Below are 14,348 nucleotides of genomic sequence, written 5' to 3' on the forward strand. Positions count from 1 at the left end.
ATCGTCCACTCTTCCAGGTCCTATTTTTCTTCTTCAATATCAAACGTCTCATAAAGGTCATCAAGCATTAAATTCGCCGCCATAATACCGCCGCCGGCATTCCATGTTTCTTCTTCCACCATATGAACTTCGTCATTTTCGACCGCTTCAAGCTCCTGCCAAAGCGGATGGGAAGTCCATTCCTCGTAGGTTTCTTCAATTTGTTCCGTTTCTGTCCCGGAATTAAAGTTGAATATCATTTCCGCATCCGCCTCAGGAATGCTTTCTTTAGAGGATAATTTGATGCCCCATTCGTCTGTGTCCTCGTGGCCTTCCGGACGGTCAAATCCAGTGTCCTGTAAAATACTTCCGGCAAATCCCATATAAAAAATCCGGGCATGATCCGCGCGGAAGTTCGTAATGGCTACTTCGATCGGCAGCTCATCCCCCATTTCTTCTTGGAAATGTTCGGTTCGCGCCTCGTAGTCACTGAGCAGTTCGTCGGCTTCTTGTTCCTTGTTTAAAACTTCTCCTGTCAGCTCGAGTGTATCCTTCCACTCGTAAACCTGATCTGTAGTAACTGTTGGCGCAATGGCGGAAAGATCATCATATATGTCTTCATGTCTGGATTTATTCGCAATAATTACGTCCGGATCCATCTCTGCTATTTTTTCCAGGTTCGGCTGAATTTCCTCCCCAACCGTTTCGGTTCCTTCAAGATCATCGCGTAAGTATTTGTAAATCGGCTGCTGCGTCCACGATTCAACAATTCCTACGGGCTCAACGTCTAACGCTGCTGCTGTATCATTGGCTCCCTGATAGAGCGTGACTACTTTCTCCGGTGTTCCTTCGATTTCTGTGGTCCCCATCTCATGGTCCACTGTTCTTGTTTCTTCGCTTTCCTCTTTTGATGAGCTGCCTCCGTTTCCTTCTTCCCCACTGCTGCTTGATTCTCCCCCTGTACCGCATGCTGTTAACAGCATCGACGCAAGAAAAACGGTAGAAATACCTGCTTTTTTCTTCATTTCCTCTAACCCCCTGCATGTAATTGATAATGATTATCATTATCTATTATTGTATGATTGATATTTACCTTTTTCAAGGTTTTTTTCGAGAATAAATGATAAAAAGAAATTTCTATTGTTCCAATCACGCTAAAAATCCCGCATTCTAACGTACGCTGAAATTGTTGCACTGATCTAAAAGTATGAAACAAAATGAAGCACCTTGAACCCTTTTAAAAGCAAAATACTTGTTAGACGTTCGATGATCGACGCTCCTACACATCCTCTTTTATTTAAAGATGCCTGGGTGCATATACTCCTCTAAGCATTCATTATTCTCCTAGCCTTATACATAATCGCAATTATCAGCAGAGGCGACTATCAAAAGGAGGGAATTTCACACCCATACCTACCTAGCTTGACCTCTCTCATGATGAGTGAAAAATTTGCCATTATCTTTGAAAAATGACAAGATGGGGCAGCCTTCTTCGTGTGAACTATGTATCAATATCAAAGCCTACGTGCCACATCCCCTATAAGCCTTTCATCGATGTTTGTGTTAGGGGGTGTGATCGTCGTATGGGTATTTTCACGTTCCGGCAGGCTCATTATGAGGTTATAGAAAGGAACGACGCGTGATGTTTATGTCTATTATTATCTCTATTGGCATTGGGCTGATCGGGATCATTGTCATTACTCGACTGTTGGGGAAAAAGCAGCTCGCTCAAGTCACCCCGTTAGATTTCGTCTACGTCTTAGTACTCGGAGGCATCGTCGAACAGGGATTATACAACACCGATATCCAATGGTTCCATATGGTATTTACCTTCGTCCTTTGGGGCTTCGTGATCTATGTGCTAGAAACGTTAACGCAAAAGTACGATGGATTCCGCTGGTTTATTAAAGGAGCAAACACCGTGCTGATGCAGGACGGTCAGGTCTACCACCACAATCTCAAGAAAAATAAACTGGAACTGGAACAGCTGCGCATGCTGTTGCGCACCCAGGGGATTTTTTCTTTTCGTGATGTCGAATATGCGACCCTGGAAACCAGCGGAACGCTCAGTGTCTTGGAAAAAGCCGGAGCAGCCCCTGCCTCCATGAACGATGATCCAGGGGCACCTGTACGAAATGAACCCTCTTTTTTGCTCGTGGAAAATGGAGCCATGCATCTATCTAATCTTCAGGCATCGGGGTGGGACGCGCCCCGCCTAAAGGAAGAATTGCATCACCTCGGCTACCAGTTGACCGATCTTTATTTTGCGGAATGGACGAGCCAAGACGGCTTTTTTGTTCAAACAAAACAACAGAAGTAATTATCCATTCCATGTTTCACCGGAGCTAAAACAGAAATACGTCGACCAGGAGCGAGGATCATAAGCTTTGCTCTTTCATGCTACACGTGTTCCTCATGAGCGCTCATGAGGAAAGCGATACATACAGTCAACGACAAACCTGGTATATCGTAACGAAGCAAACGGCCATACATTCGTGAATGTATGGCCGTTTGCTTTATTCCATTAGACGTTTCCATAAAATCACTATGGTCTACCAGCTGTTATAAACGCATTGACATAACCGCCCTTATCGGAAGTAAGGTCAATATATTGGAAATAGCCTGGAATAATGATTACACGTGAGTAACTTATGAGTCGTTTTGCTATTTAAGAAGATACCAATATTTAATCAACCATCAAATGGCTGCTGTTTTTTTGTTTCTGTATCAACTGGCCCTTTTCTTATAGAGAGTAAATTTAATTTCTTATTTACCCATAATCCGCTTCAAAATTATTAGTACTGGGAAACCAGAGAAATTAAAAAGAAATTCAGGCGGCTTTTACAGTCACCGCATCGATATCGAACATCAATTGGTGTAGACAGCAGTTGAGCAGCAAATTAGTACTATTACCTCCCGGTATCATTATTAGTTCAATCACGTCCAGAGCTGTCCATACAGTGAACAAAAGGTTCATCCTTCTCCCCCCGGTTCCCGCCGTTCCAACAAGCAAGCCTTGAGTCAGTCATGCCTCATGGTCGGGGAGATCCCATGGGTGCTGTCTCCCAAGTATTTCTTCTGAAGTTACGATGGAGCGGGAGTTTTCATCTGTGAAAACGTAGTTAAACAGGCTGCCAACCTTTTGCTCTTATATTTTATTCCCCACGAAAGAAAGCCAGCCATCTCGGCCGGCTTTCCAACGGGGTATCATTACTCAAGGGGAGTAACGGGGAGGGATATCGCTCCCGAAACTACCTTATCATGCAGGCAGGCGTGTCACGACCCTCGCCGATTAATCTTAACAAACGTTTAACAATCTTTATGTGATTGAAGATCCTCAATTTAACATAAGCGGTTATCAGCAGAGACGACAATAACACAGTGTGCTTCAGAGTTCACAGTCTACTCTCTGACATAACATTTAATTAAAAAGCTATCCTTCATGGAAAAGTCGGGTTCTTTACTAAGCATGAAACATAAATGATTTTCTTGTTTTATAAAATACCCATAAAAATGAATCCGCTAATACCGACCAGGACCCCGTAAAGGAGCGCCGGTCCTAAGGTTTTTCGGATGACATTTCCTTCTTCTCCCTGCATGCCTACGACAGCGCTGGCAGCGACTACGTTATGCACACAGATCATGTTTCCTGCGCCAGCTCCCACCAGCTGCGCGGCAAGCACCACGTAGACATTCGCGCCTGTAGCTTCTGCGATATTGTACTGAATCGGGGAGAAGGTAAGTGTGGAAACGGTAGCGCTTCCAGTAATAAAAGAGCCCAGTTCCCCAAGAAACGGGGCTGCAAATATCCACATCGGACCGAAGGCGGCTGCCATCCCCTCCGCGATGTACTCCGGCATGCTCATCAAATCGCTCCCATTCATCCCGGAATTACTGAACACATGAACCATGGCAAGCGTTGCCGCCAGGGTCAAAGAGGTAATTTTAATCGTCGACAACGACTGCGTCGCCGCCCGCCCAAAGTGACCCAGCGATTTTCGTTGAACAACGACTGCCAAGATGGCCGCGATCGTAAGGACTGTGCCGGGGGAATAAAGCAACTCCCACTCGGATGTAACCCCTTCCACCCCTAAAATATTCGTCCAGGTTAAATCAATGGCGGTCTGAGTGAATTCCTGAAACCAAGGAACAATACGAGTGAGAAGCAATAAAATAACCACAATGATGTACGGAAACCATGCCCTGATCAATCCCATCTCGGCTCGTTCGCGACTTACCTCGAAATCCTCCTGCATAGCATCGGTCCATGTGGAATTTGGCAGCAGCCACCCCTTTTTAGCAGTAACCGCGGCCACCACCAGTCCCGTTAATGAACCAAGAATTGCTACAAATTCCGGGCCAAACAAATATGCGTATACTAATGCGGATCCGTTATAAGTGATGCCAATAAGTAGTGTCCAGGGCAGCATCACCACTGCGTCTTTGATTCCCTTTCCTTTACCAAAAAATAATGTCAGAACAAGCATCAAAATAAAAGGAATAAACGTGCCCGCGAATAAATCAATGAGAGTTACCGTAAAACCAACATCCTGATAAAAAGCGGCATCCGCTTCGGGCAAGGTGCTTAACCCGACCAAAACGGGCGTTCCCACCGCTCCAAAGGCGACGGCGGTACTGTCAGCAATGAGGGCCGTCGCTACTGCTGCCATCGGCTTGAACCCCAGCGCAAGCATTAACGGCGCCGTCACCATAGCCGGGGTGCCAAATCCTGCCGCCCCTTCGATTAAAGAACCAAATAAAAAGGCAACAAAGATCACCTGGACCCTCATATCCTGGGAAATACTTTGGAATCCCTGATTAATGCGATTCACCGCCCCCGTGTTACGGAGGGTATTCAAGAGAACAAGAGCCCCAAACAATATCAGTAAAATAGTCAACGTTTTATGTACTCCCTGCAGGATCGATGAAGCAATCACCTGGCTTTCCATCCCCCATACGGTGAATCCTAATAGAATTACAATTACGGCACTGATGGACATCCCTTTAATCGCTGGCATTCGCAGCAGGACCAACAACAGAAATGGGACAATCACAGCGCTTAAGGCTACTATCATTAACATTTATTTTCCTCCTTTTTGATATCTTGATGCTTCAGCTATTACCGTTCATCAGGGATGAAGTAATATGGTCATCAGATGACCATATTCCATATAGTAACCGCTTACATGTATATTTGCAACATGTTTTGTGAATGAATTTATATCTTTCATCTAATGACCATATCGATAGAAAATTGGAATGAAATAATTATCCTGACGTCTTTATACTTAATCAAAAGCGGTCAAACGGAAGAATGCAAGGAACCAGTTCACATAGTGATCTCTAAGCATTCAAGTAATAAGCAGCTCCCACATATTAGTTTTATAAACATGTCCCATTCATGTAATGTTATGGGTAAAAAAGAAAAAACATGACCCCCTCTTCTATTCCATCGTCCAGACCGGTAATAATGTTTTTTGAAGCCAAACGTTAGTAAAATTTGCTAAAAATAACATATAAGTATAGTGTTATATCTGTATAAGTCAGAAAATTCTAAAATTTAAATCGGAACAATTTGTTCACGGTCACGAAAAAGCGAAGAAGGGAGTTTTTCTCTATGAAAGCCAGCGTGCATAAAACGTACGGTCCCCCGGAGGTTATGGAGGTTACAGAAGTAGAACAGCTCGTTCCCAAGGATGATGAAGTACTGGTGAAAGTACATGCAGCCACAGTGACTTCCGGAGACTGCAAGGTGCGGAAAGCGGATCCGTTTCCTGTCAGGTTCTTCTATGGCCTGAAAAAACCAAAAACCGGAATATTGGGCTCGGAGTTTTCTGGTGAGGTGGAAGCGACCGGAAAAGATGTAACGTCGTTTCAAAAGGGAGAGGCAGTCTTTTGCGGTACAGGCGTGAAGTTGGGCGCCAATGCCGAATATGTGTGTGTGAAAGAAAAGGGAGCCATCGTCGCTAAACCCGGTAACATGACATTTGAGGAAGCGGCTTCTGTGCCTTTCGGTGCTACTACCTCTTTATTTTTTCTGCGGGATCAAGGACGTATTAAAGAAGGCCAAAAAGTGCTTATATACGGCGCTTCAGGAGCGCTCGGCACCTATGCCGTCCAGTTGGCCAAAGCCTTCGGGACAGATGTTACTGGCGTCTGCAGCACCAATCACGTAGCGCTTGTAACATCGTTGGGGGCGGATCAGGTGATCGATTATACCCAGGAGGATTTTACGGCATCCGGTCAGACGTACGATCTTATTTTTGACACGGTGGGCAAGACCTCCTTCTCGACATGCAAAAACCTTTTAAGCACCAACGGGATATATGTGACAGCCGTTGCAGGAGTTCCTCAGTTTGCTCAGATGATGGTGACGTCCCTGATCGGCAGTAAAAAGCTGAAAGGCGGCTTGGCATCGATGCGGAAAGAAGATCTGCTGTTCCTTAAGGAGTTAATTGAATCAGGAAAAATCCACTCCGTCATAGACAGACGTTATTCCCTGGATCAAGTTGCTGCGGCTCACAGTTACGTGGAAACCGGCCATAAACATGGAAGCGTCGTCATCACGTTGATCCCCTCTCCTGCCTTTTAAATGCCCACAAACATCATTAGAAGCAGTTCGCCTATCATAGAGAACTTCGTTGACTCTCCCTTCTTCTTTTCGTGTTGAAAAGTTACTTTGCTGATTCATTTATAAATCTGCGGCATATCATGCGCTGGTGTTTTCTCCTTTTTGTGTCTGGCTGGATATGATCATTCGGTTCGTGGTCCCTTGAGCTCGCAGCCTATAATAGCATCCGGGCGGATGAGTAATGAATCTCCTAACGCCAATACCTCATGGTCACGCTCATTAATCACTGCTGTCATAGCCTTTTGGATATCGAAATACGTTTCCAGGGCTTCCTCTTCTTCTGATACTTTGTACGACATTTCACGACCGTTAGTTAACGTTACTATAATTTTAAACATTCCCTCTCTCCTTTCAGGATATGTAAAATCGCAGACAAGCAGTAGTGCTCGCGGTTGGGGCGCACAGTCCAACAGGATCAAATGCATAACCTTTCAAGAAACGACCCTTTGTTGTTTCACATAGAGAACAGCTTAATACCATGGCGCCCCGCCTAATACGTTTGTTTCCATTATATTCCTTTATTCCCCTGCTATAAAACAAAAAAAGAACCGAAAAGGAAAACACTTGCCCCCTTTTCGGTTCCTGTTATGCATTTTTTCATCCGTGTCCGGGTCCCGAAACATGCCAACAGCCGGCCAAGGAGCTATCTCTTTTTCCCGGGCTCCAGAGCCAGAACCATGTATCCTTTATCTCCTGCAAAATCCCAATCCAGGAAAACCTCCGAAATTTTTTTCTGCAGAATCGGCTCCATGTACTCCTCTTTAAACAGGCGCCGTTCCATCGGCCGTTTGGCAATTTTCAACTGTTCCTCGAACCCGGCGCGAATGAGTTCCTGTTCAATTTCAACAAAGACCCCGGAGCGGTAAACCACAATGGCCCGCTCATCGATCCAATACGCTTTCGTATAGTCCGGCTCTTTTTGTCCTTTCGTGCTGAGGTTGACCACTTTTCGTTCGAACGTCCGCTGACTAAGCTGACCCGGCCAGGAAAAAGTGGCTGCCGGCTCCTCATCCAGGACAGCCCAGATCATGCCGCTGCGCGCTTCGAAATTCCAGTCAAAATACCATTCTTTAATCGACCCATTAATCATCTCTTCGATATCCGGCTGAATCCCGGGACAAAATTCCTCCATAATGCATGCCCTTGATTTCACAATATGCTGTTCTTCGTTTTGCTTCAGCAAAATCGTTTCCATCGGCATTAAAAAGTCTTTCACGTACAGGATGACAAACGGGCGCTTCAGAGAGACATGCACGTTCACCGGTCCTTTGCCAAAATGATCCCTTAATGCTTTGCCGGTATACGCCGCAATCATCTGGGCTTCAGTTTGTTGTTGTTCCATAAACGCTCCTTTTGGTTCTGAATCGAGTTTTTCTTTCTTACTTGTCATGATACTAGCAAAGGAGCTTTGTATATACGTATTTTCAGAAAATTGAGACCTACAGGCCATTCTCAGTAAGTACAATTCACTCTTTATGGTAAAGAACGTCTTTGTTTTGCCGGCGAAATGCCCGACTTTTACAGGGAAGAAAAAACAACATTCGTATGTCCAGCAGGTAATTTCCAAATGTTTCAGCCTATTACTCTATATTAATCCTCCATTCAGCAGCGTATCATGAAGGATGGAAGGCACAAAGAATGGTGGCTTCTACCTAGTACAAAGCGCTTCCTACGCCGGCGGGAAGCGCTTTTATGCTTTCCAGGCAAATCTTCCCCAGGTATCCACACTCCATACTACGAAAAAATCAGCCAGAATCCCTCATCCCTTTTCCCATCTCTTTTACATGCAGGCTCCTCGTCGAAAGTTCGTAAACGAAATATGAAAATCCTGATATTGTGATTGAATTTTTATAAATAATCCGGTTTTTAGGTGCGGAAAAATCTCCTGGAACAGGTATTACTCCCAAAATGACTGCCTTTCAAAATTGTGTCTGCATTACAAATAAAATCTATATTTTTTATGAATATTTAGTCGCAGATATTATTTTAGGCCTTAAGTATGGTTGAAAATCCCTTTTATACCACTATAATGGTAATCATATCAATCGCAAGTCACTAGATCTATTATCATTTTTCTTTTGTTTGCGTGGTTTCTCCCTAATTTGACTCGTATCTTGTATGTTACGAGGTGGTGACCAGACTCGCGGATGCCGCTTGTTTTCCCTCCCATCACCTCGTAGCGAACAGCTGGATGTTTCATGGCTCCCTTGGGCCTCTAACATCATAGAAAGATTGTTCCTCTACAACGTTCCATTGAATAACCTTATGGTTAAGAAAAGAGACGGAGAGCTATTTTCGGGCCATTCCTTTCCCATGCACGGGGAAGGAATGGCTTTTTTGCGTTCAGAAAGGAGTATTCGTGCATGGCTACTTGTACCTTCGGATATATGATTCACGGAAATATCATCATTGTAGGGACAGCGCTCGAACTCGCGTATTATCCGGAAGGCCAATGCGTGGCCTCCTATGCCCTACCGGATCATTTGTTTTATTCCTTGTACCCCTTTGCCCTGGCCGGCACCTGCGTTCAGTTTCTTCCGGGGGCCGAAGCCCTGTCTCCCTTGTGGGAGAACTACTGCCGGCAAGGGGTGGCTTCGTCCCATTATGCGTTCATCACCACCAAAGGAGGTCTCCGCTGATGAGTTCTGTACTGATTATCATAGTATACGGATTGTTCTGTTGGACGATCATTGCGGACCCTGCCCGCTGGCAGCATCAAAAACGATAGCGCTGTCATGAAATCAGAATGGATGGCTTTCGTCCGGGTGGCCGCTTCGACGCCCCGGCCACACCAAGACCTACTTGTTGGACCAACCTTATACTAGAAATTAAAGGAGCATCACCATGAGAGAAGCATTCAAGCACACCGTTTCGATGGAAATGATGCAGGCCGCCAACGGTCGGCTGCCCGCCAATACTGAATCCCTCATAGAAGCGGCCCATCGAAGCAACGAGATCGCTGTTCTGCTGCCTTTTTACATGTATTGTTTCGATGCCCGTGGATGGCAGGAATACACTCTGTTCGCCGAAGATTCCCTGCCGGCCGTCTTAAACCATGCCGCTTATATCGCCCTTGGGGCCCCGGCGCTCCACGCAGATAAAAAACTCAAGCGCTATTTTTACGGTGCGGCTGCCATTACGCCGCTGCCGGAAGACCGGCAAACCGCTGAAGACATGAAAACATGGGCCTGTAGAATATTTCGTCAATACCAGCTGCTTCGTCAGCGCACTCGTCCCGGGGACCTCCGCCCCAGTGTCAGGGACCGGCACGCCAATGCATGGGTCGCCAAAACCTGGAAAAGGGAGGCGTCCAATGGATACTACGGCAGGGAAAAATATGAATGAATCATGACCGGTCGAATCATACGTGCTTGTCCGCTTCGTCCATGTGACGTTGCGTCCGACGCAGCCGGCAAAAATGTTTATGAACAAACCAGCAACGTACGTTATTAAATTCATGAATGACCCGAAGAAGACTTCCTCGAGTATGAACCAGGGACAGCAACGAAAGGAGTTTATAATGTCACGCACCATGAACTATGTGGTATTAAACGAAATTACTCACGCCATCGAAGGCCAGCGGCCTGCAAGCATTGAACGGTTTGTCCAACTGGCCTATGCCCACCAGTCAGCGGCTCTGCTTCTTCCATTTTATATGTACAGCTGGCATCCCCATGAATGGCAGGAATACACCTTATGGGTCGCCGACCCGTTGCCGGCCATTCTCAATCATGCCACTTACATGGCAGTGGATGCGCCTGCGTTGCATGCAGCATCCTCAATTAAACGCTATTTTTACAGCGCCTCCATGATTGCTCCGCTGTCGGAGGCCAATCCCACGGCCCGGTCTGTGGAACATTGGGTTTATCATTTGTCCCGGCAATACTATCGTCTGCAGCAAAAAACCCACTTGATCGACACTCATCACCAGATCCCATCGACCTGGCTGTCCCGCCGGCAGAAAGCCCTTCTTCATAAGGAGGCCTGATTCCATGGAAACCGGTGAGCATCTCTTTGCCATCACACGCGACCTGTGCGTTCGCTTTCTGGTGATTGCCCTCACGGCTGACCAACGTGGCGAGGAGTTGACTCAGGGGGTCCGTCCGGGAAACTTAGGACGAATGACTGTCATCGTCCATATCCCCGTCATTACAAGAAAGGAGCACATATGAAAGCTAACTATACCTACATGATCGCTTCGATCGCCGATCATCATTATGCTGATTCGCTGGGCGTCGCCATGATGTCCCTGCTGTCGAACACTTCGCAGCCGGACCGTCTGGTCTTTTGCATCGTGGACGGCGGTCTCTCGCTCAAAGACAAATACTGCCTGGAGCAGCTGGCGCAGCGTTTCCACGCCACCATTCGCCTGATCCCCGATGAATGGGATTTTTACTCCGGCCAGACCTGGGCCGACCTGGAGCATTATCCCCACGTGTCACGGTTCGCCTCCTACCGGCTGCTGCTTCCGTACCTGATTGAGGAAAAGGTGGATCGGTTGTTGTACCTGGATAGCGATACAATGATTCGCACGGACATTACCGCCCTGTGGGACGAGCCCATGGGCACCCGGGCAGTGGCCGTGGCCGAACCTGGCCCCGATACCGAACGGGCGGCCGCCCTGGGACTGCCGCGAGTGCACGGGAGCCTCGATCCGGGCCTGATGATGATCAATGTTCCGCAGTGGAAAGCCCAGCATCTGTCCACCTCCGTGTTTACGCATATGACTACCCTGGGACACACGTTTGCAGACAGCCTTCACTCCGTGACATATTCAGACCAGTGGTGGTGGCACCCCAGGTGGAATACCACGACCGACATGTTTACGCAGCCGCTTCCCTCACACGCCTACGGGAACCGGGTGGTGGAAGCACTGCAGACTCCGTCCGCCGTTCATTTTAACGGCCCGGTAAAGCCCTGGCACGCCTACTGCCCGCACCCGTACAAATACGAATATACCTATTACCGTCACCAGTTGCTCTCGCTGGTCACTTTGACACCGCCCGTATGGACGTCGCCCCCGCTCCAGGAGAGCGATCGAAGCCTTTGAGTCTTACCGTAGTCTCACAGCCTTTGATCAATCCTTATAGGGCGAGATATTTCTTCCGTCCGTATGCCTCACTCCATGTCTTTGTTTTATAAAGCCATTTTTCACAAATAGATGCCTGGGGAAACAAATCCCCCAGGCATCTACTACTCTTATTTTTTATACAACCGTAATTGTCATACCACGTTCTATATAATTTTTGCTCAATAAAAATAACAGAATTAACTTTATTTGCGTTTTTTGAACCCGGAGGCGTTTTGGGCCATATGCTGGTAGGCCTGAACCATCTCCTGTTTTTTCGTTCCGGCAGCTTCCGCGAGCCTGAACGCCTTCTTCATCTGCTCTTTTTGTTCTTCCCGGGACTGTTCCGGGTCCATCACGTAACGGAGAATGGATGCAGTCCAGGCATCCTGCGAAGAACGGTTTTCCCGTTGGTATTTCCATAATAAAACACCCGCCCCGAGCATCATGAGGCCGCTAATTTTCCCTAAACGACGGCACCGATAGCTGTCTGCATACGTTTTGTGCATCTGCTCATTCCCTTCTATAGCTGAATCAACGAATATCATTATTATATTTTAGCATACGGGCACCTGTATTTAGGAGCCCAAAATTTTTTAAGAAAATTGGTTGACACTTCTGTTGGTTTATTTTAAAGTATTCATATACCCCATAGGGTAATATTTTTACGAAGGAAGGAACGCCTGATGGAATACACGGATCAAATGAAGCACCGGGTCAAACGTGTGGAAGGTCAAATACGTGGTATTCTCCGTATGATGGACGAAGAGCAGGACTGTAAGGAGCTGGTGTCCCAGATGAACGCTGCCCGCACAGCCTTAGACCGCGCAGTGGGCCTGGTCGTCGGTTCGAATCTCGAACAATGTGTTCGGGAGCAGACAGAAAACGGGGAAAATGATGAACAGGTTATTCAGGAAGCCGTGAATCTTCTCGTGAAAAGCCGTTAATATTTTACCCCTTGTATACCCTTACCGGTATATGTATAATAGGAATCAGAAAAGGAGTTGATTGGATGGCGGAAACCAAAAAGACCACCATTGTATTATTCAGCGGCGACTACGACAAAGCCATGGCAGCGTACATTATTGCCAACGGCGCTGCCGCGTATGACCACGAAGTTACCATTTTTCATACCTTCTGGGGATTGAATGCTCTCCGCAAACCGGAAAAGCAAAGCATCGCCAAAGGAAAACTCGAAGCGATGTTCGGCAAAATGATGCCCCGCGGCGCCGACCGCATGGGTCTTTCCAACATGAATTTCCTCGGCATCGGACCGAAGCTGATCAAAAAAGTCATGAAAAAACACAACGCCATGCCGCTGCCGGAACTGATCGATATGGCCCGTGAACAGGACGTAAGGCTGATCGGCTGTACCATGACCATGGATCTGCTCGGACTTGATGAAAAAGAACTGCGCGATGACATTGAATACGCCGGCGTTGCGGCCTATCTGGGCGAAGCATCCGATGGGAACGTAAACCTGTTTATTTAAACGGTATTCGCCGGACTACCTAAAGGTCGGAACGTTAACAGATTCTGACCGGTACGAATCATAAAAATTAATTTAAAGGAGAAATGATCTATGGAACCAAAGACAACGATTGATGCGAAGGGGCTAGCCTGCCCGCAGCCTATTCTGAAAACCAAAAAAGCCATCAAAGAGATGGACAGTGGCGAGGTGCTTGAGCTGCACGCGACTGATAAAGGCGCGCAGAGTGACTTAACGGCCTGGACGAAAGCTGGCGGCCACGAGCTGCTGGACCACACCGAAGACAATGGCGTATATAAATTCTGGATTCAAAAAGGCTAACAATATCGTCACCCGGGGAAGTCATGGATTTGCTTCCCTGCAAGGGAGGTTTTTCCATTGTCACTGCTGTTTATCGTCGTGATTTTCCTGTTGGGGTTTGTCGGTTCCTTTGTTTCCGGCATGGTCGGGATCGGCGGCTCGATCATCAAATACCCCATGCTGTTATACATCCCCCCGCTGCTCGGCGTGGCGGTCTTTTCCGCTCATGAAGTGTCCGGCATCAGTGCCGTGCAGGTCTTTTTCGCGACTATCGGCGGTGTCTGGGCCTACCGGAAAGGCGGCTATCTGAATGGGAAGCTGATTCTGTACATGGGCGCAAGCATTCTGATTGGCAGCTTTATCGGAGCCTATGCCTCGAATTTCTTCAGCGAGAGTGGAGTCAATATGGTGTACGCCCTGCTTGCGACCATCGCCGTGGTGATGATGTTTGTACCGAAAAAAGGGCTGGATGACCAGGATCTCGCCCGTGTCACCTTTTCCAAACCTCTTGCCTCAGTGCTGTCCTTCGTGGTCGGGATCGGATCAGGCATTGTCGGGGCCGCCGGCGCATTTATCCTGGTGCCCATTATGCTCGTCGTGTTAAAGATTCCGACCCGGATGACGATTGCGACATCGCTCGCCGTGACCCTGATCTCGTCTATCGGGGCAACCGTTGGTAAAGTGGCTACCGGCCAGGTGCTGTACGGACCGGCCCTGATCATGATTGTCGCCAGCCTGATCGCAGCGCCGCTCGGGGCCAAAGCCGGGCAGAAGGTCAACACCAAGCTGCTGCAAAGCATATTGGCGGTCATCATTTTAGCTACGGCCATTCAAATATGGATTCAGATCTTTACCGGATAACGTGTTTAATTTTATACACC

Annotated in this window: 17 protein-coding genes; 12 read left to right on the forward strand and 5 right to left on the reverse strand. The window is 47.4% G+C overall.

Annotated elements, in window-relative coordinates; genetic code table 11:
- Positions 1–20: 20 nt before the first annotated feature.
- The gene (locus tag BLV22_RS03715; protein ID WP_091611440.1) at positions 21–1,004 is read right to left on the reverse strand and encodes an ABC transporter substrate-binding protein; all 984 of its coding nucleotides are present in this window, start codon (positions 1,002–1,004) and stop codon (positions 21–23) included.
- Between the two features lie 617 nt (positions 1,005–1,621).
- Here BLV22_RS03715 and BLV22_RS03720 point away from each other — a divergent pair.
- Together BLV22_RS03720 and BLV22_RS15285 are read left to right on the forward strand one after the other, a co-directional pair.
- The gene (locus tag BLV22_RS03720; RefSeq protein ID WP_091611443.1) at positions 1,622–2,299 is read left to right on the forward strand and encodes a DUF421 domain-containing protein; all 678 of its coding nucleotides are present in this window, start codon (positions 1,622–1,624) and stop codon (positions 2,297–2,299) included.
- A gap of 474 nt (positions 2,300–2,773) precedes the next feature.
- Positions 2,774–2,860, forward strand: coding sequence for a type II toxin-antitoxin system YoeB family toxin (locus tag BLV22_RS15285; RefSeq protein ID WP_425433785.1), 87 nt, complete (start codon positions 2,774–2,776; stop codon positions 2,858–2,860).
- Between the two features lie 613 nt (positions 2,861–3,473).
- Here BLV22_RS15285 and BLV22_RS03730 read toward each other — a convergent pair.
- Positions 3,474–5,060, reverse strand: a complete 1,587-nt coding sequence (locus BLV22_RS03730) for an L-lactate permease (protein ID WP_091611445.1) — start codon at positions 5,058–5,060, stop codon at positions 3,474–3,476.
- A gap of 536 nt (positions 5,061–5,596) precedes the next feature.
- On the opposite strand from BLV22_RS03730, the gene BLV22_RS03735 reads away from it, so the two are divergent.
- Positions 5,597–6,571 (forward strand): NAD(P)-dependent alcohol dehydrogenase, encoded by a 975-nt coding sequence (locus BLV22_RS03735; RefSeq protein WP_091611448.1) that lies wholly within the window; start codon positions 5,597–5,599, stop codon positions 6,569–6,571.
- A gap of 161 nt (positions 6,572–6,732) precedes the next feature.
- Here BLV22_RS03735 and BLV22_RS03740 read toward each other — a convergent pair whose 3' ends face one another.
- Positions 6,733–6,948: a hypothetical protein gene (locus BLV22_RS03740; protein WP_091611450.1), complete on the reverse strand. Its 216-nt coding sequence runs from the start codon at positions 6,946–6,948 to the stop codon at positions 6,733–6,735.
- A 305-nt stretch (positions 6,949–7,253) separates the two neighbouring features.
- The gene (locus BLV22_RS03745; RefSeq protein WP_176967636.1) at positions 7,254–7,952 is read right to left on the reverse strand and encodes a Na-translocating system protein MpsC family protein; all 699 of its coding nucleotides are present in this window, start codon (positions 7,950–7,952) and stop codon (positions 7,254–7,256) included.
- A gap of 1,021 nt (positions 7,953–8,973) precedes the next feature.
- Between BLV22_RS03745 and BLV22_RS03750 the strand changes: the two genes are divergently transcribed.
- From BLV22_RS03750 to BLV22_RS03770, 5 genes are all read left to right on the forward strand, one after another.
- Entirely contained in the window at positions 8,974–9,249 is a 276-nt protein-coding gene (locus BLV22_RS03750; RefSeq protein ID WP_091611455.1) for a hypothetical protein, read from the forward strand.
- Between the two features lie 205 nt (positions 9,250–9,454).
- Complete coding sequence (locus BLV22_RS03755) at positions 9,455–9,955, forward strand: hypothetical protein (RefSeq protein WP_091611458.1); 501 nt, start codon at positions 9,455–9,457, stop codon at positions 9,953–9,955.
- Between the two features lie 175 nt (positions 9,956–10,130).
- Positions 10,131–10,598: a hypothetical protein gene (locus BLV22_RS03760; RefSeq protein WP_091611460.1), complete on the forward strand. Its 468-nt coding sequence runs from the start codon at positions 10,131–10,133 to the stop codon at positions 10,596–10,598.
- 4 nt (positions 10,599–10,602) lie between these two features.
- The gene (locus tag BLV22_RS03765; RefSeq protein WP_091611463.1) at positions 10,603–10,782 is read left to right on the forward strand and encodes a hypothetical protein; all 180 of its coding nucleotides are present in this window, start codon (positions 10,603–10,605) and stop codon (positions 10,780–10,782) included.
- Between the two features lie 71 nt (positions 10,783–10,853).
- Positions 10,854–11,660, forward strand: coding sequence for a glycosyltransferase family 8 protein (locus BLV22_RS03770; protein WP_245724022.1), 807 nt, complete (start codon positions 10,854–10,856; stop codon positions 11,658–11,660).
- 224 nt (positions 11,661–11,884) lie between these two features.
- Here the strand turns inward: BLV22_RS03770 and BLV22_RS03775 are convergent, their stop codons facing one another.
- A complete protein-coding gene (locus BLV22_RS03775; RefSeq protein ID WP_091611467.1) occupies positions 11,885–12,187 on the reverse strand; it encodes a hypothetical protein in 303 nt (100 codons plus the stop codon).
- Between the two features lie 177 nt (positions 12,188–12,364).
- On the opposite strand from BLV22_RS03775, the gene BLV22_RS03780 reads away from it, so the two are divergent.
- The 4 genes from BLV22_RS03780 (at position 12,365) to BLV22_RS03795 (ending at position 14,328) form a co-directional block, all read left to right on the forward strand.
- Positions 12,365–12,625 carry a metal-sensitive transcriptional regulator gene (locus BLV22_RS03780; protein ID WP_091611470.1) on the forward strand — a complete coding sequence of 87 codons (261 nt, stop codon included), beginning with the start codon at positions 12,365–12,367 and terminating at the stop codon, positions 12,623–12,625.
- 65 nt (positions 12,626–12,690) lie between these two features.
- On the forward strand, positions 12,691–13,170 hold the full coding sequence (locus tag BLV22_RS03785) for a DsrE/DsrF/DrsH-like family protein (RefSeq protein WP_091611472.1): 480 nt from the start codon (positions 12,691–12,693) through the stop codon (positions 13,168–13,170).
- A 90-nt stretch (positions 13,171–13,260) separates the two neighbouring features.
- Positions 13,261–13,488: a sulfurtransferase TusA family protein gene (locus BLV22_RS03790; RefSeq protein WP_091611475.1), complete on the forward strand. Its 228-nt coding sequence runs from the start codon at positions 13,261–13,263 to the stop codon at positions 13,486–13,488.
- 57 nt (positions 13,489–13,545) lie between these two features.
- Positions 13,546–14,328 carry a sulfite exporter TauE/SafE family protein gene (locus BLV22_RS03795; protein WP_091611478.1) on the forward strand — a complete coding sequence of 261 codons (783 nt, stop codon included), beginning with the start codon at positions 13,546–13,548 and terminating at the stop codon, positions 14,326–14,328.
- Positions 14,329–14,348: the final 20 nt, after the last annotated feature.

The organism is Marinococcus luteus, assembly GCF_900106595.1.
In the GTDB taxonomy this organism is placed as follows: Bacteria; Bacillota; Bacilli; order Bacillales; family Marinococcaceae; genus Marinococcus; species Marinococcus luteus.